Below are 19722 nucleotides of genomic sequence, written 5' to 3'. Positions count from 1 at the left end.
ACGATGCTGCGGGAACTCCCGCCGCCGCCGCGCGCGGCTGAGTTCAGTGAGCTGATCAAGAAGAAGGTGGAGGAGGTCAAGGCAGCCGGCGGCACCAGGGAGACCGTCACGGTTGACTGGAACGAGCAGCAGGCTCATGTCGAGGTCGTCGACCTGCCTCTCAGCGGGCTGTACTTCAACCCCAGTACGCACCGGATCCGGGCTCAGCGCAGCCATGACACAACCCGTGATGAGCTGCTCGAGAAGGATCCTTGGTGCGCAGAAAGCCAGGACTACCTGCGCTTCCTGTTGAAGGCTTCGCCGGCCGATCCGAATATCCGTGACACCGACTTTGACAAGCTCAAGGAGAGCTTGGAGCAGTTCGGACAGAACGATCCCGGCCTTGTGACACATCAGGGCGTGCTCGTGAACGGAAACACTCGGGCCGCTGCACTGCAGGAGCTCGGTGCGCAGTCGATGCGTGTCGGCGTGCTGCCCGAGTCGTTCACATGGGCGGACATCAACGCTGTCGAGCTGTCACTCCAGCTGCGCAAGGACCACCGTCGCGACTACTCGTACATCAACCGGCTTCTTGCGATGGAGGAGCAGGCTGCGCTCGGTCGCACTCCGGAACAGATCGCCAAGGCCTTCCGCATCCAGGTGAAGACCTATCACCAGGAGCGCTGGATCCTGAGCACCATCCGGGAGCTCATCGACCGCAGCAAGAGCGGTGGAGGCGTGACGCTGCGGCTCGTGGACTGGGAAGGCGCCCAGGAACGCCTCAAGGAGCTTCATCGTCTCTACGTGAAGCTTGAGTCTGTCGACCGGGACCAAGCGGAGATCCTCAAGGAGTGGCGATTGGCTGCCATCCTTCTGGACTTCTCGAAGACGGACGTGCGGCACATTGATGAGGATTTCCTGAAGGAGGATCATCTTGCTCGTACCTTGCCGGCCACGCTAGCCGCGTCAGACAGCGGTTCGGCCGTTGAGGAGACGGTGGCAATCCCTGGGCTTGATCTCGCGGTTCCAGCGGCCTCATCTGCCGTGTCCCGGGCGCGAGCGCTGAACGACCAGATTCTGCGGGCCAGCGCCGCGATCCGCAGCGGGAGTTCGCCGTTGCCTGACAGCGACAAAGCACAGGGCCAGGCTGTGCTGGACGATGCCAAGAGGGCATTCGATGACGCGATCGAAGCTGCCGGCCGCAGTGCGCGCCTGCGTAAGCGGAAGCAGCTCGCGCCTACGCGGCTCGCGGAAGCCTGCGCGAGTATCGATCAGTGCGTGATGGACCTCGTCCAGGCCCGTACTTCCAGGAGTCTGGACGAGGAGGCTTTCGACGAAGCCGTGCTGAAGCTGCGTGCCAGCCTTCGCAAGCTCGCACAGCAGGCTGGCAGAGGCCTCCCCAGCCCCGGTGACGGGGTGGCCTGGCTGCTGGAAGCCGCAGCCGCGGAGGGTCGCCAGTGACGGGGAACGCGCCCGGAACGTCTCTGCATCTCGGCTTCGATGAGACGCGCACCCGTGTCGTCCTCAGGACGACCGACCAGTATCAACAAGATCTTGTCCGGCTGGCCGCCCGTTTCCGTACGGGCGGCCAGCTCGGCCCGCTCGCTGCGTCGGTTGCCCTCGACGAATTGCTGGCGGACCTCAGTGTTCTGAGCGGTTGGCCGCATCACCAGGGGGTGGAATGGGCTCCTGAGCTCCGAAACCTCGTAGCGGGGGTGGTCCGTGACGCCAACACCGTCAAGGAACGTCTCGACGGTTCCAAGGTTCAAGGGGAGGTCAGCCCAGACGAGGTACCGCGCCTGTTGGGCGAGACGTGGAAGGCTGAGCTCAGCGAGTTCCAGCTCCGGGACATCGCGAAGCTGCTGACACTTCAGCATGGTGCCAACTTCAGCGTTCCCGGAGCGGGGAAGACGCGTGTAGCCCTAGCGGTGTATGCGGCGCAGAAAACTGAGGGCCGCGTGAGCCGGCTCTTGGTGGTCTGCCCCAAGTCGGCGTACGAGTCGTGGCGTTATGAGACAGCCGTGTGCTTCAGCTACCCGCTGCGCACCCACGTTCTCGACGGCTCCATGGATCAGTGGGCGGAAGTACTGATCGTCAACTACGAGCGGCTTGACCGCTCTCTGGCTACGTTGGCCAGCTGGCTGAAGTCGGGCCCCTCGATGATCGTCCTCGACGAGGCGCACCGGATGAAACTGGGGGCCCGGGGAACGTACGGTGCCGCATGCATGGCTCTTGGTCCTCTGGCTGAGAGGCGGATGATTCTCACCGGCACGCCGGCGCCCAATGGTTCGAAGGACCTGGAGAATCTGCTCGGCTTCGTCTGGCCAGGGCATGGGCAGCGAACGGTAGTACAGGCCGTGGCAGGTGGGGACCTTGCCTACGCCAGCTCCGTCCTCCGGCCGTTGTTCACCCGGACGACGAAGCAGGAACTTGGCCTTCCCCCGGTCTGGCTGAGAATGCGGTACGTCGACATGCCTCCGCTGCACAACGAGATCTACAGCTCGCTGGTGGGTGGTGAGAGCAGCCGCGCTGCCCGGGATGACTTGAGTTCACTCGGCAAGACAGCTCTGCGGCTGCTGATGGCGGCCACCAGCCCAGCGCTCCTCCTGGAAGGCGGTAGCCGGTACGAGCCCTTGGCATATCAGCTGCCGCCGCTGGAGGTTCCGGAAGGCAGTTCCCTGTACTCGCTCCTGCAGAACCTGCCGGACTATGAGCTGTCGCCCAAGTACAAGGAGACGGTGGCCATCGTGGCGGAGAACGCCGCACAAGGCCGCAAGACGCTGGTCTGGACGACGTTCGTCCGTAGCCTCACGACTCTGGAGCAGATGCTGGAGAAGTACAGTCCCGCGGTCGTTTACGGTGGCACGCCTGACCGGGACGAGCAGCTGCGGCGCTTCCGCGAGGACCCGGGCTGCACAGTGCTGATCTCCAATCCGGCGACTCTGGGGGAGGGCATCAGCCTGCACCAGATCTGCCATGACGCTGTGTACGTGGACCGTGACTTCATGGCAGGGCGGTTCCTGCAAAGCCTTGACCGCATCCATCGGCTGGGGCTGGCGCCCGGGACAGACACTCGTGTCACCGTTCTGGCTGTCCGGAACACCATCGACGAGGTCGTCACGGCACGCCTGGACCAGAAGCTGGAGTTCATGGGCAAGATCCTCGACGACCCCACCGTGCAGCAGCTTGCCGACCTGCAGGAGGAGCCAGCGGTGGCGGCTGGCCTCGCGCCGAACGACATTGAGGCCCTGCTCAGGCACATCGGCGGCGGCTGGCGTCGGGCAGCCCTCCCGGCCCGCCTCAGCCCCGGATTGGGCCGGGAATCGTGAGCAGTGCGAGACTCTTGTTGCCTTACGCGGTGCACGATCATCGTCTCTGTAAGACTTGGCAACAGTTTTGAGTCACCTCCGGAAGGAGCGCACATGCGCCCCAGCGGCCAGCAGCGTCCGCAGTTCGCTACGCCACTGACCTCGATCGAGATCTGTGCAGGGGCAGGCGGACAGGCTGTTGGGCTGCACAACGCCGGCTTCGACCACTTGGCGCTCGTCGAGTGGGAGCCGGATGCGGTGGACACGCTCCGTGCGAACGTGGGCGATTGGCCCGGCTGGACCACGGAGCGAGCGAAGGCACTGAGGCCTATGGATGTCAAGAAGTTCCTTGACTCCGAGGAGTACAAGGAACTCGGCCTTGATGGCAGAAGGCTGGATCTGCTGGCTGGCGGCGTTCCTTGTCCTCCCTTCTCCCTGGCAGGGAAGAGGCTCGGAAAGGATGACGAAAGGGACTTGTTTCCTGCTGCCCTGGACATTGCTGAGGCGCTCCGTCCGAGGGCTGTGATGATTGAAAATGTTCGAGGTATTCTGGAGCCGCCCGAGGTTTTCATCGAGTACCGTATGTGGATCCTCGACAGACTTCGGGACCTGGGCTATATGGTTCCGGAAATCGACATCTCTGAAACTCCTCGCTACCAGGATAAAGTGATGCGACGCGTTTGGCGCAGGCTGGACGCAAGCGATTTTGGAGTTCCTCAGTTGCGTCCCCGTGCCATCTTGGTTGCGATCCATGAGGACGTGATCAAGGAAGGCGTGGAATTTCTGTGGCCGCAGCGGGTATCGCGAAGGCAAGTTTCCGTGGTCGGCAAGCTCCGAAGGACCATGAGGGAGCGTTGCGAGGACTTCTGGGATAAAAACGAGGACGGCGAGTTGGCCATGCCCGGTGATTGGACCGGGAGAGACGTATTCTATAAATGGCTGATGGAGGCGAAGAACGCCAGGGATGCGGGGAGGGGCGTAGCGCCAACCCTTGTGGGCGGATCAAGAAAGCACGGCGGGGCAGACCTTGGTCCAACCCGGGCGAAGCGTGCATGGGCGGCGATGGGTGTCAACGCTATGGGTGTTGCTAACGATCGCAAGGAATGTGACCCCAAGAGGGACCTCTTCAGGGCCGCTGGGCCGATGCTGACAGTCGAGCAGGCTGCCATCATCCAAGGATTCCCGCGGGATTGGGATTTTCAGGGGCGGAAGACCGCTCGATACCGTCAAGTTGGTAACGCATTCCCGCCCCCCGTTGCTGAAGCCGTGGGGCGTGCTATTGCTGCGGTCCTGCGGCCAGAGCACCGAAAAGAGTTGCTTGAGGGTTACGTCATGGAGGGCGACGGAAATCCCGCTACCACAGCGGACGCTGAGCAGATGGAAATTCCTGTGTCAGGGGTTTTGCCCGGGGCTGGTACGGCGGGCTATGACCGTAGCAGCAATTTTGTCGGCGCATCTGTCTGAGGGCTCGTGCTCCCAGAAACGGAGGACGAGCCACCCGGCTTCCTTGAGTCGCTGGTCAGTGTCTCGGTCGCGTTCCACATTGCGGAGCACCTTCTCTGACCAGTATCCGGAGTTGGTCCTGGGAGGCACGTAGTGCTCTGGGCAGCCGTGCCAGTAGCAACCGTCGATGAATACAGCGACCTTTACTGAACGGAAGACCATGTCGGCTGTGCGGCGCAGGTCGGGAAGCGGACGGGCTGCGACGCGATAGCGCAGGCCGTGTGCGTGCACCAGCCGACGGATCAGCTTCTCGGGCTTGGTGTCGCGGCTGCGGATGGCCTGCATGTTGCGACGGCGGGCGGCGGACGAAGCCCAGGAACCCTCTGGCGCTTCCCAAGTCGGATCTTCGGACACACGGCAGAGGGTAGTCCGCGCCAGGACAGGGTTCACAGGCGCTGCCGGGGGCCGCGCGATCTCTGGTCAGTGTCGTGCTTCCGCGCCCCGTCCCGAGGACGCTCCAGCACGGGAAAGAAGCGACCAAGCGGCCCGGGAAGCTGTGCCGAGCGTTCCTAGTGCAGTGGTGAGTTGTCCGGCCGCCCGGCGTCGCGGGTGCGTCAGCATTCCGCGCATGGCGGGGCGGCTCGGCGGCAACCTGCCTGTGGGGTGTTCGTGTCCCGTTGCTGGGCCGGTTCAGGCAGTGCTGCCGTGACACTCCCCATAAGCGCGCCCCGATCCGCACCAGCAGCTCGCGCTGTCCTGCGGCGGCCAAGCCACCGCCCGCCCCCGGGCTGCCAGGGTCGTGGCGTACTGGGGCAGGAGTGTCGCGTCGCCCGGGGAGGAGCCCTCCGAGGCCGCGAAGGCCTCGTAGGACGGGACCGTGCCGGTGACGATGCCAAGGTTCGGCGTGCCGGAGGCGGCGAGTTCGCGCAGGGCGCGCTCTATCGAGGAAAGGTGCTCCTCGTGGGAGGGGTACTCCTCGGCCAGCGGCGGATACGCCTCCAGGAGTTCCGTCAGCTCGGACGCCGGCCAATGCAGGATCGCCACCGGGAACGGGCGGGAGAGGGCCTCGCGGTAGGCGCCCAGTTCCGCGCGGAGGCGGAGGATCTCCGCTTCCAGTTCCGCCGGGTTCTCCGAGCCCAGGGACCACACGCGCTTGGGGTCGTGGAGTTCGTCCAGGGAGACCGGGAGGGAGTGGACCGTGTCGGCCAGCGCGTCCCACTCGTCGTGGGAGCGGCCCAGCATGCGGCGGACCCGGTGGCGGCCGAAGAGCAGGGGGTGGGTCGGCTGCGGGGGCCGCGGCACGTCCGTCAGCAGGAGGCGCACGGCCTCCGTGAAGGTGTCGTGCGCCGCTTCCAGCTCGTCGTGCGACTCCAGGGCCTCGGCCACGATCACCCAGGGGGCCGGGTCCCTCGGGGCCGCCGCCCGGACGCCGTCGATGATCGCCCGGGCCTCGGCCTCGTGGCCGTACTCCCAGAGGTTCGAGGCCTTGAGGGACCGCACCAGGTGGGGGTGGTCGAGGGCCTCGGGGGAGGACAGGAGGCGGTCGTAGAGCTTCGTCGCGGTGGGGCGGTCGCCGGATAGTTCCAGGTGGGCCGCCGCCCGCAGCAGCAGGGCCTCGGCGTCCTCGGGGTACAGGCCGGCGGTCCGCTCCAGGCGTGCCGCCTCGGCGGTGTGGTCGACGTTTTCGGCAGGCGTGTCGGGGCGCATGGGGGACACCGTACTGCCGGGAGGTGACGAGCGTGAGAGATGCGCAGGCCAGGCCGCGTCAGCTCGCACGCTCATCACCGGGGCTTCACCGTTCGCCCCGAACGGTCGCCGGGTCCGGTTACGGCGTCACACCGTCGACGTGGAGCGTCTGGACCGACTTCGCGGCGAAGGGGACGCTGACCGACTTGCCGGACAGGCGGATGTCCGAGCGGGGGGTGTAGAGGTCGCCGCCGCCCGTGGTCACCGTGTTCCAGCGGGGGACCAGGCCTGAGGAGCCGCCCGTCACCGTCGTGAAGCGGGAGAGGTCGAAGGTGAGGGTCTGGGGGGTGGTGGCCGTGTTGACCGCGACCAGGACCAGGCGGCGGGACCGCGCGTCGTACGCGGCCACGGCGTAGCTCACCCCCGTGTCCAGGATCGTCATGCCAGGGCGGATGTGGCGGCTGAACTGGGCCAGCACGTAGTGCTTGGTCTGGACGGTGGTCGGCTGGAGTGTGTTCGGGTCGTAGGCGATCATCGCCCAGCCCGGCGAGGGGTCCATGACCTGCCAGTAGCACCACGCCGTGGGGTGCAGCCAGCGGAAGTCGTAGCAGAGGTTGGACGCCATGGTCAGGCCGGTGCCGTCGCTGTCGCCGGTCTCGGAGTTCCACAGCTTCTTGCGGGACGTCGTCACCACGTCCGTGTGGAGGAGGTCGCGGCGGCCGCCCGAGCCCTGGTAGCCGTGCACGTTGACCTGGGAGACCAGGGCCTTGGTGGACGAGTCGAAGGAGGCCCAGGTGGAGCGGGCCGTGTCGTAGTCGGTCTCGTCCGAGGCGGCTATGCGGATGCCCGTCAGGCCGCGCTTGTCCAGCTCGCCGCGCAGGTGAGGGAGGACGGCGGCCTGGACGGCCGGGTCCATGTGACAGCCCTCCTGCGTGCCGGTCGCGGTCCACCAGGTGGAGGCCGGCTCGTTGAAGGGGTCGACCGTCGCGAAGTTCACGCCCCAGTTCGACCTCGCGTACAGGGCGGTCGCCGCCAAGTGGCTCGCGTGCTGGCGGTAGTTCCAGGTCTGGAGGTTGTTGCCGCCGTCGGCCGCGCCCGAGGGGTTGTGGTTGGCGCACATCCACCACATGGGGGAGTTGGCGAACAACTCGGTGACGGCGCCCCGTTGCACCGCCTTGACCAGCATGGCGCGCTGGTTGGCGTCCGCCGTCCACTTCCAGGCGGAGGAGGTGGGGTCCTCGTTGTTCCAGTCCTGCCAGAAGCCCTCGATCTGCTTGAAGCCGGGGATGTTGGGCGACTCCACCATGGTCTCGCCGCCGACGCTGTTCCAGCTGCACGCGCCGAGGTTGTAGCGGGCGATGTTGAGGCCCAGGCCGGGGAGCGATCTGCCGTTGTACGTCACCGACTTGGTGGTGAAGAAGAGGTCCGCGAAGTCGTCCCGGGCGCCGAAGACGTTGGCCCACCAGGCGAGGGAGGTGCCCCAGCCCTCCCAGGTGCCGTACGTGGTCGACGGGTTGACGGCGATCGTGGCGTCCGCGTGCGCGGTGCCCGTCGCCAGGGCGCTGCCGAGGAACGTACCCCCCGCTGCGGCCAGCAGGGATCTGCGTCGGATCACGGCTCCTCCGTAAAGGGATTCGGGCCCAGAGGCTTTCGGGGCAGGCGCCGGTTCCCGGACCGGCGTCGCGGGTGGGGGCCCGTGCGGGGCGACGGGCCGGTGGCATCGAGAAGCATCGGGTGTGGCGGGTGGGTTGTCGAGGGTTCCGACGAGGCTTTCTCAAACCCGTTTATGAAGTGGCCGGTCCGCGCGGGAGGCTGATCCTGTATAACCGACGGCAGGGCATACACGTGTACGAGGGGAGGGGTGGCCGATGAACCGCGGCTGGACGGCTCTGCGTCCCGCTCTCGTGCTGCTCTTCCTGATCGTCCAGGTGGCGCTGCTCGACACCGGCAGCCTCTCGGCCACCGTCGCCCTGGCCGCGACCGCCACGGCCTCGGCCGCCCTCGCGCTGTGCGCCGTCGTCGCCTCGCGCTGCGCGCCCGCCGTGCCGCGCACCCGGGTGCGCACGGCCCTCCGCGACCGCGACCGCCGTACGGCCTTCCTGCCTCAGCGCGATCCCGACGCCCGGGGGCGCACCCGTCCCCGCGCACCTGGCCACGCCCTCCGGGCGACCGTCGCGTAGGGCCCCACCAGCGTTTCGGTGACCCCGCGCGGGTCGTCATGCCGTCTGTCTTTCGTTCCGGCACGACGAGACCCCCGGAGGGCTCACCCATGTCCGTCTTCGCCACCTTGGTCGAGCACCTCGCCGACCTGCTCCAGCCGCTGTTCGGCGCGTCCGCCGCCGCCGCAGCGATCGTCCTGTTCACCGCTCTCGTACGGCTCCTCGTCCACCCTCTGTCCCGGGCCGCGGCGCGCGGTCAGCAGGCCCGGACCGCCCTGCAGCCGAAGATCGCCGAGCTGCGGAGGAAGCACGGGAAGAACCCCGAGAAGCTCCAGCGGGCCGTCCTGGAACTGCACGCCGAGGAGAAGGTCTCCCCACTGGCCGGCTGCCTGCCCGGGCTGCTCCAGGTGCCCGCGTTCTTCCTGCTGTACCACCTGTTCTCCAGCGACACGATCGGCGGGCGCGCCAACGGGCTGCTCGCCCACGAACTGTTCGCCGCGCCGCTGGGCGGACGGTGGTCCGACGCGCTCCAGGACGGCCTCTTCGGCGGGGCGGGGCTCGTGTACGCCGGACTGTTCGCGGTCGTCGCCTGTGTCGCCGCGTTCGGCTACCGCCTGAGCAAGCGCATGATGGCCGCGAACCCGGCGGTCCCGGCCGTCCCGGCCGGGGAGCAGGTGCCGGGGCTGGGGGCGGTGACCAGGGTGATGCCGTTCCTGTCGTTCTTCACGCTCGTCACCGTGGCCGTGGTGCCGCTGGCCGCCGCCCTGTACGTGGTGACCAGTACGACGTGGAGCGTCGTCGAGCGGGCCGTGCTGTACCGGTAGCCCGGCCCGTGAGCTGGCGGTCCAGTACGTGAACGGGGTATTGCGGAGCGAACACCGGGCTTGGAGGATCGACCAGTCCTCCGATGGCTGCCCCGCCGCACCCGGGTCGCGTATCGGGCGGGCGCCCGCGATCGAGGGAGACTGATCATGAAGCTGCTGCGAGTCGGTACGGCGGGGGCGGAGCGGCCCGCGCTGCTCGACGCCGAGGGGACCCTGCGGGACCTGTCGGGCGTCGTCGCGGACATCGACGGCGCGCTGCTCGCCGACGAGGAGGCGCTCGCCCGCGTCCGGGCCGCCGCCGGCGGACTGCCCGTGCTGGACGCCACCGGGCTGCGGATCGGGCCGCCGCTGGCGCGGATCGGCAAGATCGTCTGCATCGGGCTGAACTACCACGACCACGCGCGCGAGACGGGCGCCGAGCCGCCCGCCGAACCCGTGGTCTTCATGAAGGCCCCCGACACGGTCGTCGGGCCGAACGACACCGTCCTCGTGCCGCGCGGCTCGCTCAAGACCGACTGGGAGGTCGAGCTGGCCGTCGTCATCGGACGTACGGCCCGGTACCTGGAGTCGGCGCGGGAGGCGCTGGCGCATGTCGCCGGGTACGCCGTGGCGCACGACGTGTCCGAGCGGGAGTTCCAGATCGAGCGGGGCGGCACCTGGGACAAGGGGAAGAACTGCGAGACGTTCAACCCGCTGGGGCCCTGGCTGGTGACGGCGGACGAGGTGCCCGACCCGCAGGACCTCTCCCTGAAGCTGTGGGTCAACGGGGAGCTGAAGCAGGACGGGACGACGGCCGAGCAGATCTTCTCCGTGGGGGAGGTCGTGCGGTACCTCAGCCGGTTCATGACGCTGTACCCGGGCGATGTGATCAACACCGGCACGCCGGCGGGGGTGGCGCTCGGGGCGCCCGAGCCCAAGCCGTTCCTGCGGGCCGGGGACGTCGTGGAGCTGGAGATCGAGGGGCTGGGGCGGCAGCGGCAGGAGTTCAAGGACGCGTAGCGCTCCGCTGGGGAGAGCCGGGGAACTGCGGTCGTGGTTCGGCCGCGGGGTGTGTGTGGCTTGTCGCGCAGTTCCCCGCGCCCCTGACGCGGCCCCTGCGCACACGTCAGCCCAGCAGGGCCGCCAGGTCGCGCCAGGTCTTGCGCGGGAGGGCGTCGCGTGCGCCCTCCTCGATCACCTGCAGGGCCACGTGGTCCGCGCCCGCCTCGAAGAAGCTGTCGATCTTCGCGCGGATCGCCTCGTCGTCGCCCCAGGCGAACAGGGCGTCCACCAGACGGTCGCTGCCGCCGCCCGCCAGGTCCTCCTCGGTGAAGCCGTGGCGCAGGAAGTTGTTGGTGTAGTTCTGCAGCGGGAGGTAGGTCTCCAAGAACCCGCGGGCCAGAGCGCGGGCCCGGGCCGGGTCCGGCTCGGGGACGACGCCCAGCTCCGGGGCGAGCAGCGGCCCCTGGCCGAGGATCTCCCGGGCGTGCGCGGTGTGTTCGGGTGTGACCAGGTACGGGATCGAGCCCGCCGCCCGGTCGCGGGCCAGCCGCAGCGACTTCGGGCCGAGGGCGGCCAGCAGGCGCCGGTCGGCCGGCACTCCGGCGGCGTCCAGGCCGTCCAGGTGGGTGACCAGGGACGAGTAGGGGCGGGCGTACTGCTCCACCCGCTTGGCGTGGCTCACTCCGAGGCCCAGCAGGAAGCGCCCGGGGTGGGCCGCCTCCAGCTCGGCGAACGCCGTGCCGGCCGCGTCCGGCTCGTGCTGCCAGATGCTCTGGATGCTGGTGCCGACGGTGAGGCCGGAGGTCGCCTCGATCAGCGGGGCGGCGTGGGCGGCGGAGCTGTTGCCGCCCAGCCAGACGGCGCCGTAGCCGAGTTCCTCCAGTTCGGCGGCGGCCTCGGCCAGTTCACCGCGGCGGTCCGGGTCCTCCGAGCGCAGTCCCACGCTCCAGATCCCGTACCTGCCGACCGCTTCCTTCACGGGAGTGCTCATCTGTTCGGTTTCCTCCGGTGGGCGCCCTGCGTGATCACGTGTACGCAGGTGCCAACCGGAGGGAACCGGTGATGATTCCGGCCGGGGCTCAGCGGCCGAGGAACCGCTCCAGGGCCTCCACCACGAGCCGGTGGTCCTGCAACTGCGGCAGGCCCGACACCGTCACCGCGCCGATCACGCCCACGCCCTCCACGGTGATCGGGAAGGAGCCGCCGTGCGCCGCGTACGTGTCGGGGTCCAGGCGCGAGGACTCCTCGAACGTGCTGCCCTTGGCGCGGAAGCGGGCGCCGACCAGGTAGGAGGCCGAGCCGTAGCGCTCGACGACCCGGCGCTTGCGGGCGATCCAGGCGTCGTTGTCGGGGGTCGAGCCGGGCAGCGCCGCGTGGAAGAGCTGCTGGCCGGCGCGGTGGATGTCGATGGCGACCGGCGCCTGCCGCTCGCGGGCCAGCTCCACCAGCAGCGAGCCGAGCTCCCAGGCGTCGTCGTGGGTGAACCGGCGGAACACCAGGCGGCGTTCCTCCTTCTCCAGCTCCTCAAGGCTCGGGGTGAGTTCCGGATGGAACTTCGGGGTGAGCTCCTGGTCGTGCGAGGAACCGTGCGGGCTCTTGGGCGTCACAGCGTCACCACCGTCTTCTCGCGGGCCGAACGACGGGCCGCCTCCAGTACGTCCAGGGCGGCGGCCGCCTCCAGCGCGGTCACCGGGTTCGGGGCGCCCGCCAGCAGGGCCTGCGCCACGGCCGCATAGTAGGCGGGGTAGTCGCCCGGGAGGGTCGGTTCGGGGCGGCCGCCGCCGGTCACCGGGGACTCGCCGGAGCCCACGCGTCCCCACAGCGACTCGGGCTCCGCGCCCCAGTCCGGGCCGGGGCGGAGTCCCTCGCGCAGGGCCGCTTCCTGCGGATCCAGGCCGTACTTGACGTAACCCGCCCGCGAGCCCAGGACGCGGAAGCGCGGGCCGAGCTGGGCGGTCGTGGCGGAGACGTAGAGGTGGGAGCGGACGCCGCCGGTGTGCGTGATCGCGATGAACGTGTCGTCGTCGGTCTCGGCGCCCGGGCGGCGGACGTCCGTCTCCGCGTACACGGCGGCCGCCGGGCCGAAGAGGACCAGGGCCTGGTCGACGACGTGGCTGCCGAGGTCGTAGAGCAGACCTCCGATCTCTGCCGGGTCGCCGGACTCGCGCCAGCCGCCCTTCGGCTTCGGCCGCCAGCGTTCGAAGCGGGACTCGAACCGCCACACGTCGCCCAGCTCGCCCTCGGCCAGCAGCTTGCGCAGGGTCAGGAAGTCGTTGTCCCAGCGGCGGTTCTGGAAGACGGAGAGGAGCAGGCCGCGCTCCTCGGCGAGGGCGGCGAGCGCGCGGGCCTCGGCGGCCGTGCCCGCGACGGGCTTGTCGACCACGACCGGGAGGCCGGCCTCCAGGGCGGTGGTCGCGAGCGGCACGTGCGTCTTGTTCGGGGACGCCACGACGATCAGGTCCAGCTCGGCGGCCCGGTCGAACAGCTCGTCCGGCGAGGCGGCCAGGCGTACGTCCGGGAACTCGGCGCGGGCCTGCTGCTGCCGCTCGGGGTTCGAGGTGACCACCGTGTCGAGGACGAGGCCCTCGGTGGCGGCGATCAGCGGGGCGTGGAAGACGGAGCCGGCGAGGCCGTAGCCGACGAGGCCGACGCGGAGGGGTGTGCCAGTCATGCCGTCCACTTTCGCAACGCTGTTGCCAAAGTGCAAGCGCCGGGGACAATGGAGGGCGTGAACAGGGCGAACGACGGTACGGCCGGAGCGGCCGGCATGCGCGGGGCGGGGGCTGGGGCGAGGGCAGCGGCCGGGGTGAATCTGCTCGCCCTGCGCAGCCACAACACCGCGCTGGTGCTGGACCTGCTGCGGGCGGCCGGGGCCGAGGGCATCAGCCGGCTGGAGCTGGCGGAGCGGACCGGGCTCACCCCGCAGGCCGTCAGCAAGATCACGGCACGGCTGCGGGAGGACGGTCTCGCGGCGGAGGCGGGGCGGCGGGCGTCGACCGGGGGCAAACCGCGCACGGTACTGCGCCTGGTGCCGGAGGCCGGGCACGCGGTCGGAGTCCACCTGGACCGGGACGAGTTGCGGGTCGTGCTGGTGGACCTGCGGGGTGCCGTGGTGGGGGAACGGCGGAGCGCGCTGGACCTGGGGGCGGGGGCGGAGGCCGTGCTGGGAGCCGTCACGGAGGCGGTGGCGGGAGTCCTGACGGGTGGGCGGTCGGCGGGGCCGCCTGACGGGACGCCGGTGGGCGGGCTTGACGGGGTGTTGGCGGGCGGCGTCGGTGGTGTGCCGCCGGGCCAGGATCACAGGGCGGCGCCGGGCGGCGGCGATGGAGGGGCGTCATGCGAGGGCGATGGAGGGGCGTCAGGCGAGGGCGATGGTGTGGCGCCGGACGGGCATGGCAGGGCGCTGCCGGGCGGGCCGGACGTGGCGTTCCCGAGGCGGCCGGATGTGGCCCTGCCGCGTGGCGCCGAGGGGGCGGCGCCGGGTGATGCCGACGTCGACGTGGCGTCGCCGAGCAGGTCGGCCGGGTTGCTGCCGGGTGTGGTGCGGGGCAGGGGCGATGGGGCGCTGTTGGGGGTCGGGGTCGTGTTGCCCGGGCCGCTCGATCATGCGCGGGGGGTGCTGCACCGGGTGACGGGGTTCCCCGAGTGGGACGGTTTTCCCCTTCGGGAGGCCCTGGCCGGGCGGCTCGGGGTGCCGGTCGTGGTCGACAAGGACACCAACGCCGCGGCGCTGGGCCTGGCCGTCGGGGGTGAGGGCGGCTCCTTCGCCTATCTGCACCTGGGCACGGGGCTGGGGGCCGGGCTGGTGATCGGCGGCAGCGTGCACCGCGGCGCCAGGACCGGGGCGGGGGAGTTCGGCCATCAGGTGATCCAGCTGGACGGCCCGCCCTGCGGCTGCGGCAACCGCGGCTGTGTGGAGGCCCTGTGCCTCGGTGCGGTGGCGCGCGGCGACATCGAGGAGGCGGCACGCGTCCTGGGCGCCGGCGCGGCGAACCTGGTGGGCCTGCTCGACATCGACGTGGTCCTGCTGGGCGGCCGCACGGTGACCTCGGCACCGGAGCCGTTCCTCCGCGGGGTCGGCGCGGTGCTGGAGGAACGGGCCCGCCGAACGGGCCAGGACGCGGTGCCGGTACGGCTCGCGCCGGGGGGCGGGCGAGCCGTGGCGGCGGGGGCGGCGCAGCTGGTACTGGGGCCGGTGTTCGGGCGGGGTGAGGGGTGAGGAGCCGGCCTCAGGCCTGTCGGCCGACCGGGGTGATCTGCGGGGGTGAGTCGTGGCGGTGGGGGTGGCGCAGTTGGGGCTGGGGCCGGTGTATGGGTGAGGAGCCGGTCCCAGGTCTGTCCGCCGGAGCGGGTGATGCGCGGGGTGAGCCGCGGCGGCCGGGGCGGCGCAGCTGGGGCCGGGGTTCGGGAGGGGGACGGGTAGACGGGTAAAGGCCGGGCCTCCGCCGGTCCCGAAGCTGTTCCGCCGACCGGGCGGATCCGCACCGCCGTTCGGGGTGCTTCCCGGCCCGGCCGACTTCCCTCCGCCGTTTCCCGGTTATGTCACATCATCATGCGACTCTGCACGCCCGCTCGTCTCTGCCTGGCGGCGGCAGCCGCCGCCCTGCTCACGGGTGCTCCCCCGGCGTACGCCGAGGAACCGGCACCCGCCTGTGCCGCGCCCGACGACCACACCTTCCCGCTCACCACCCGCCTGCGCGGCGGGCCGGACGCCTACACGGCCGGGGGCGGGTTCGGGACCTGGTACCTCGACCTGACCAACACCACCGACCGGACCTGCTCCGCCATCCACCCCGTCGTCGTGCTCGTCGACGACCGGCGCGCCCTGGAACCGTCCCAGCCCCGGCTGGAGTTCTTCGAAGGGACCCGCGCCCACCCCGTGCGGTTCGAGAAGACCGGCGAGGACGAACTCGTCGGGGCGTTCACCGGCGAGGAGGACCGCTTCGGCGGGTTCACCGTCGGCCCGGGCAGGACCGTCACCGTGAAGGTCAGGCTCGCGGTCACCTCCGACGCCGCACCCAACGACGTGACCGCCAACGCCGCGGTCGTGCAGCGGCACGACGACGACGGCGACTGGGTCGGCCAGTCCAACGACTACCGCTTCCGCATCGAGGGCGACGGGCCGCGCACCGACACCGGCACCGAGCCGCGCTCCGACGCCGACCCCGATCCCGACCCCGACGCCTCCGTCCCGCCCCGGACGGACCGCTTCCCCTTCGCCGAGGAACTGGCCCGCACCGGAACCGGCGTCCAGATCGCCGCGGCCACCGCTGCCGGGCTGCTCATCGGGGGCGGGGTCCTGCTCCTCGTCCGCAGACGCCCCTGACGCACCCCCGGCAGGAGAGACGGGGACGCCGCGTCCCGCCTGTCGGGACGCGGCCGGCGGCCCATTCCGCAAGATCCCGCCACTGTTTAGGCTGGGTCGCACGCTGGACCGCGTACGGCAGGAGATCCCGCACATGGCAGACCGCAAGCCCATCGAGTCGTGGCTCACCGACATGGACGGTGTACTCATCCACGAGGGCGTACCGATCCCCGGCGCCGACGCCTTCCTCAAGAAGCTGCGCGAGTCCGGCAGGCCCTTCCTGGTGCTCACCAACAACTCGATGTACACCCCGCGCGACCTGCACGCCCGGCTGAAGCGCATGGGCCTGGACGTGCCGATCGAGAGCATCTGGACCTCGGCGCTGGCCACCGCCCAGTTCCTGGACGACCAGCGGCCGGGCGGCTCGGCGTACGTCATCGGCGAGGCCGGCCTGACCACCGCCCTGCACGACATCGGCTACATCCTCACCGACCACGAGCCGGACTACGTCGTCCTCGGCGAGACCCGCACGTACTCCTTCGAGGCCATGACGAAGGCGGTCCGGCTGATCCTCGGCGGCGCGCGGTTCATCGCCACCAACCCCGACGAGACCGGCCCCTCCACCGAGGGCCCGCTGCCCGCGACCGGCGCGGTGGCCGCGCTGATCACCCAGGCCACCGGCAAGAAGCCGTACTTCGCGGGCAAGCCCAACCCGCTGATGATGCGCACCGGGCTGAACGCCATCGGGGCGCACTCCGAGACCAGCGCGATGATCGGCGACCGCATGGACACCGACGTGCTGGCCGGCATCGAGGCCGGGATGCAGACGTTCCTGGTGCTCACCGGCCTGACCCGGCCCGACCAGGTCGAGGGCTTCCCGTACCGTCCGTCGCAGGTCGTGGACTCGATCGCGGACCTCGTCGAACGGGTCTGACCCCTTCCGGCGGCACGCTCCGCCGCCCTCAAACCCGTCGCCACCCGTACGGAGCAGTCACCGCGTCGCTGCGGATGCGGTGACCGGCCGCGCGGGAGAGGCTCCAGACATCTGGAGGTTCACGATGGGTTCCCTGAGAGTCACGTTCTGTACGGGTGTCCTGGCCGCGGCCGCCCTGTCGCCGACGGCGTACGCGGCGGACACCGGGGAGAAGGGGGCGACGGGGACAGCGGGCAGCGTGTCGGTGTCCCCGGCGACCGCCGCGCCCGGCACGGACGTCACGCTCCGCGTGACCGGCTGCCCCCACCGCACGGCCGTCGCCGTCTCGCCCGCCTTCGTCACGGACGCGCGGCTCACCGTCGCGGACGCCCCGCGCGAACTCACCGGCGAGAGCCGCGTCCGCTCCACGCTCGCAACGGGCACGTACACCGTGCGGGTCCCGTGCGGGGAGACGGACCGCACCGGCACGTTCACCGTCCGGAAGGGCACCGCCCACGGGCGCCCGGCCCTGCGACCGCCCGCACCCGGGGAGGACGGGCAGCAGCCGGGCCCCGCAAGCGCGGGGCAGGCGCCCGCCCCCGACACCGGCGACCGGTCGTCCCTCGCGACCGGCACCGACGGTCGGCCCTTCACCTCCGGCACCGACGGTCGGCCCTTCACCTCCGGCACCGACGGTCAGCCCTTCACCTCCGGTGCCGACGGTCAGCCCTTCACCTCCGGCACCGACGGTCAGCCCCGCACCCTCGGCACCGACGGTCAGCCCCGCACCCCCGGGACCGGCGGGCCGCCGCCCGTCCCCCGTGGCGGGCGGTCCGCGCCCCCTGATCCCGGCGCCGAGGGCGACGAGCCGGGGTCCGCCGGGCACCGGCCCGGCGCGCCCGCCTCGCCCGTCGCGCCCGTCCGGGCCGGCGGGGGCGGTGCCGCCGACCTCGTCGCCGCCGAGGAGCGCGGTACCGGGCCCGGTACCGCGCAGGGTGTGACCGGTCTGGTGCTCGCCGGCGTGGCCGCCGTGGTCGTCACGCTGGGCGGGTTCCGCCGGAGCCGTGGAACGGGCTGACCATGTCCGACCAGGAACGGAGGCACTCGGCGGGCACCGGCCGGCTGCTGGCCGGTATGGCCTGGGTGGTGCTGCTGCTCGGCCTGTGGCTGTGGGGCCGCGAGGTCACCGACGTACGGCACGGCATATCCGCCCCCACCACGGGCGACATGGCGGCGGCCGGCCGGCCCCCGGACGTCAAACTGCCCCCGGCCCACCGTCCCCTGACCGACGCGCTGCCACAGCGCGTCGACATCCCCGGGCTCGGCGTCCAGGCCCCCGTCGTGGCCCGCGGCCTGGACGCACGCGGGGCGCTCGACCCGCCGCCCTACGACCAGCCGGGCGTGGTCGGCTGGTACGCCGGCGGGGCGGCGCCGGGGGCACCCGGCACCGCGCTGCTGGTCGGACACGTCGACACCGACACCCGGCCGGCCGTCTTCTACAAGGTCAGCGCCATGCGGCCGGGCCAGACGATCCGGGTGATCCGGGCGGACGCGAAGGTGGCCGAGTTCACCGTGGAGTCGGTCCAGGTCCTCACCCGCGACCGCTTCGACGCCCATCAGGCCTACGGACCCCGCGAGTCGGGGCGGGCCGAGCTGCGGCTGGTCACCTGCGGCGGCAGCTTCGACCGTACGACGCGCAGCTACACGGCGAACGTGGTCGTCTCGGCGTACCTGACCGGAACCGGCCTGTAGCGGCCGGCGGTGCCACCCAACCCGGCCGGCGGCCCGCTCCCCCTGAAGCCGCCGGCCGGGCCGGCCTCGACCGCGCGCACGGGCTGCGGGAGTAACCCGGCGAGCTGCGCGGGAGGTCACGGTAGACACGGTGGGTGAATCTCTGGCCGGAGGCCGGGCCCCACAGGGAAGACTCTAGAGCCGAAGGACCGCCCGGGCCTAGAGGTGGATGACGCCAAGTCCCGGTGCGGTGGCGCTGCGTCATCCGCGCAGCTCGGGTCTGGCCTCGTGGGTGCTGCGGGACGTATGTCAGGATTGAGCCTCGGAACGCTGCACCCAAGGGGGAGCTGGATGTACGGCAGCAGGGGGGTCGGGGCGCGTGCGGGGAGGCGGGTGTCCGCGGTGGTGCTGGGGGCGGCACTGCTGATCGCGGGATGTTCGGGCGGCGACGGGGGTGACGAGGGTCCGGAGCAGGGCGCCGACACGGGCGCCGGCATCACCCAGCAGCCGAAGGAGACCGCCCCGTTCTGGGTCAACCCGAACGGTACGGCGGCCCGGCAGGTCGCCGCGCTGGAGAAGGCCGGCAAGAAGCAGGACGCCGAGCAGATCCGCAAGATCGCCGAGCAGCCGGTCGCCGAGTGGGTCGGCCCGGACAACCCCGAGGAGCAGACCCGGGGCTTCACCGAGGCCGCCGACAAGGCCGGCCGTACGGCCCTGCTCGTCCTCTACAACATCCCGCACCGCGACTGCGGCCAGTACTCCCAGGGCGGCGCCGCCGACGGCGACGCCTACCGGGCGTGGCTCGACGGCGTCGCGGCGGGCATCGGCGACCGCCCGGCCACGGTCGTCCTGGAACCGGACGCCCTGCTCCACCTCGTGGACGGCTGCACCCCGGAGCAGTTCCACGAGGAGCGCTACGACCTCCTCAAGGGCGCCGTCGCCAAGCTGAAGGCCCTGAAGAACACCAAGGTCTACCTGGACGCGGGCAACGCCGGCTGGCAGAACCCCGACCAGATCTTCGAACCGCTGCAGCGCGCGGGCATCGAGCAGGCCGACGGCTTCTCGGTCAACGTCTCCAACTTCTACTCCACCGAGGACTCCATCGCCTACGGCAAGCAGCTCTCCGCCAAGGTGGGCGGCAAGCACTTCGTCATCGACACCAGCCGCAACGGCAAGGGCCCGTACACCGAGGGCAACCCGGACGAGCGCTGGTGCAACCCGCCCGGCCGCGCGCTGGGCGAGACGCCGACCACCAAGACGGCGGACCCGCTGGTCGACGCGTACCTGTGGGTCAAGCGGCCCGGCGAGTCGGACGGCGAGTGCAAGGGCGGCCCGAAGGCCGGCCAGTGGTGGGCGGACTACGCCCTGAAGCTGGCGAAGGCCACCGGCTGAC

Annotated in this window: 18 protein-coding genes; 12 read left to right on the top strand and 6 right to left on the bottom strand. The window is 70.8% G+C overall.

Going from position 1 to position 19722, the window contains the following annotated elements:
- Window positions 1–3 precede the first annotated feature (3 nt).
- The 3 genes from ABTZ58_RS05685 to ABTZ58_RS05675 all read left to right on the top strand — a co-directional run bounded on the left by ABTZ58_RS05685 (window position 4) and on the right by ABTZ58_RS05675 (window position 4751).
- Window positions 4–1440 (top strand): hypothetical protein, encoded by a 1437-nt coding sequence (locus ABTZ58_RS05685; RefSeq protein WP_351350740.1) that lies wholly within the window; start codon window positions 4–6, stop codon window positions 1438–1440.
- Complete coding sequence (locus tag ABTZ58_RS05680; RefSeq protein WP_351350738.1) at window positions 1437–3308, top strand: DEAD/DEAH box helicase; 1872 nt, start codon at window positions 1437–1439, stop codon at window positions 3306–3308. Before ABTZ58_RS05685 ends, ABTZ58_RS05680 begins: the two co-directional genes overlap by 4 nt.
- Before the next feature lie 93 nt (window positions 3309–3401).
- Window positions 3402–4751, top strand: coding sequence for a DNA cytosine methyltransferase (locus ABTZ58_RS05675; RefSeq protein ID WP_351350736.1), 1350 nt, complete (start codon window positions 3402–3404; stop codon window positions 4749–4751).
- Here the strand turns inward: ABTZ58_RS05675 and ABTZ58_RS05670 are convergent.
- The 3 genes from ABTZ58_RS05670 to ABTZ58_RS05660 all read right to left on the bottom strand — a co-directional run bounded on the left by ABTZ58_RS05670 (window position 4680) and on the right by ABTZ58_RS05660 (window position 8031).
- Complete coding sequence (locus ABTZ58_RS05670; protein ID WP_351350734.1) at window positions 4680–5144, bottom strand: very short patch repair endonuclease; 465 nt, start codon at window positions 5142–5144, stop codon at window positions 4680–4682. The genes ABTZ58_RS05675 and ABTZ58_RS05670 overlap by 72 nt on opposite strands.
- Window positions 5145–5420: 276 nt before the next feature.
- Window positions 5421–6437, bottom strand: coding sequence for an SEC-C domain-containing protein (locus tag ABTZ58_RS05665; RefSeq protein ID WP_351350732.1), 1017 nt, complete (start codon window positions 6435–6437; stop codon window positions 5421–5423).
- 118 nt (window positions 6438–6555) lie between these two features.
- Window positions 6556–8031, bottom strand: a complete 1476-nt coding sequence (locus ABTZ58_RS05660) for a glycoside hydrolase (RefSeq protein WP_351350730.1) — start codon at window positions 8029–8031, stop codon at window positions 6556–6558.
- A 253-nt stretch (window positions 8032–8284) separates the two neighbouring features.
- Here ABTZ58_RS05660 and ABTZ58_RS05655 point away from each other — a divergent pair, with 253 nt between their 5' ends.
- The 3 genes from ABTZ58_RS05655 (at window position 8285) to ABTZ58_RS05645 (ending at window position 10398) form a co-directional block, all read left to right on the top strand.
- Window positions 8285–8596 carry a DUF6412 domain-containing protein gene (locus tag ABTZ58_RS05655; protein ID WP_351350728.1) on the top strand — a complete coding sequence of 104 codons (312 nt, stop codon included), beginning with the start codon at window positions 8285–8287 and terminating at the stop codon, window positions 8594–8596.
- 89 nt (window positions 8597–8685) lie between these two features.
- Window positions 8686–9399, top strand: coding sequence for a YidC/Oxa1 family membrane protein insertase (locus ABTZ58_RS05650; RefSeq protein ID WP_351350726.1), 714 nt, complete (start codon window positions 8686–8688; stop codon window positions 9397–9399).
- Between the two features lie 147 nt (window positions 9400–9546).
- Window positions 9547–10398: a fumarylacetoacetate hydrolase family protein gene (locus tag ABTZ58_RS05645; RefSeq protein ID WP_351350724.1), complete on the top strand. Its 852-nt coding sequence runs from the start codon at window positions 9547–9549 to the stop codon at window positions 10396–10398.
- A gap of 106 nt (window positions 10399–10504) precedes the next feature.
- Here ABTZ58_RS05645 and ABTZ58_RS05640 read toward each other — a convergent pair whose 3' ends face one another.
- The 3 genes from ABTZ58_RS05640 to ABTZ58_RS05630 form a co-directional block, all read right to left on the bottom strand.
- Window positions 10505–11371: an LLM class F420-dependent oxidoreductase gene (locus ABTZ58_RS05640; RefSeq protein ID WP_351350722.1), complete on the bottom strand. Its 867-nt coding sequence runs from the start codon at window positions 11369–11371 to the stop codon at window positions 10505–10507.
- Between the two features lie 88 nt (window positions 11372–11459).
- Entirely contained in the window at window positions 11460–11987 is a 528-nt protein-coding gene (locus tag ABTZ58_RS05635) for a heme-degrading domain-containing protein (RefSeq protein WP_351350720.1), read from the bottom strand.
- A complete protein-coding gene (locus ABTZ58_RS05630; RefSeq protein ID WP_351350718.1) occupies window positions 11984–13051 on the bottom strand; it encodes a Gfo/Idh/MocA family oxidoreductase in 1068 nt (355 codons plus the stop codon). Before ABTZ58_RS05630 ends, ABTZ58_RS05635 begins: the two co-directional genes overlap by 4 nt.
- A gap of 96 nt (window positions 13052–13147) precedes the next feature.
- On the opposite strand from ABTZ58_RS05630, the gene ABTZ58_RS05625 reads away from it, so the two are divergent.
- The 6 genes from ABTZ58_RS05625 to ABTZ58_RS05600 all read left to right on the top strand — a co-directional run bounded on the left by ABTZ58_RS05625 (window position 13148) and on the right by ABTZ58_RS05600 (window position 19721).
- Window positions 13148–14599, top strand: coding sequence for an ROK family protein (locus ABTZ58_RS05625; RefSeq protein WP_351350981.1), 1452 nt, complete (start codon window positions 13148–13150; stop codon window positions 14597–14599).
- 333 nt (window positions 14600–14932) lie between these two features.
- Window positions 14933–15706: a hypothetical protein gene (locus ABTZ58_RS05620; RefSeq protein WP_351350716.1), complete on the top strand. Its 774-nt coding sequence runs from the start codon at window positions 14933–14935 to the stop codon at window positions 15704–15706.
- A 133-nt stretch (window positions 15707–15839) separates the two neighbouring features.
- Window positions 15840–16619 carry an HAD-IIA family hydrolase gene (locus ABTZ58_RS05615; protein ID WP_309093920.1) on the top strand — a complete coding sequence of 260 codons (780 nt, stop codon included), beginning with the start codon at window positions 15840–15842 and terminating at the stop codon, window positions 16617–16619.
- 124 nt (window positions 16620–16743) lie between these two features.
- Window positions 16744–17676 (top strand): hypothetical protein, encoded by a 933-nt coding sequence (locus ABTZ58_RS40110; RefSeq protein ID WP_502996012.1) that lies wholly within the window; start codon window positions 16744–16746, stop codon window positions 17674–17676.
- A gap of 2 nt (window positions 17677–17678) precedes the next feature.
- Window positions 17679–18350 (top strand): class F sortase, encoded by a 672-nt coding sequence (locus ABTZ58_RS05605; protein WP_351350714.1) that lies wholly within the window; start codon window positions 17679–17681, stop codon window positions 18348–18350.
- 330 nt (window positions 18351–18680) lie between these two features.
- A complete protein-coding gene (locus ABTZ58_RS05600; protein WP_351350712.1) occupies window positions 18681–19721 on the top strand; it encodes a glycoside hydrolase family 6 protein in 1041 nt (346 codons plus the stop codon).
- The last annotated feature ends 1 nt before the right edge of the window (window position 19722 follow it).

Source organism: Streptomyces sp. NPDC094143 (genome assembly GCF_040303825.1).
Lineage (GTDB): Bacteria > Actinomycetota > Actinomycetes > Streptomycetales > Streptomycetaceae > Streptomyces.
The sequence above is the reverse complement of the archived record's forward strand: the minus strand, read 5'-3'. Positions and strand labels throughout refer to the sequence as shown.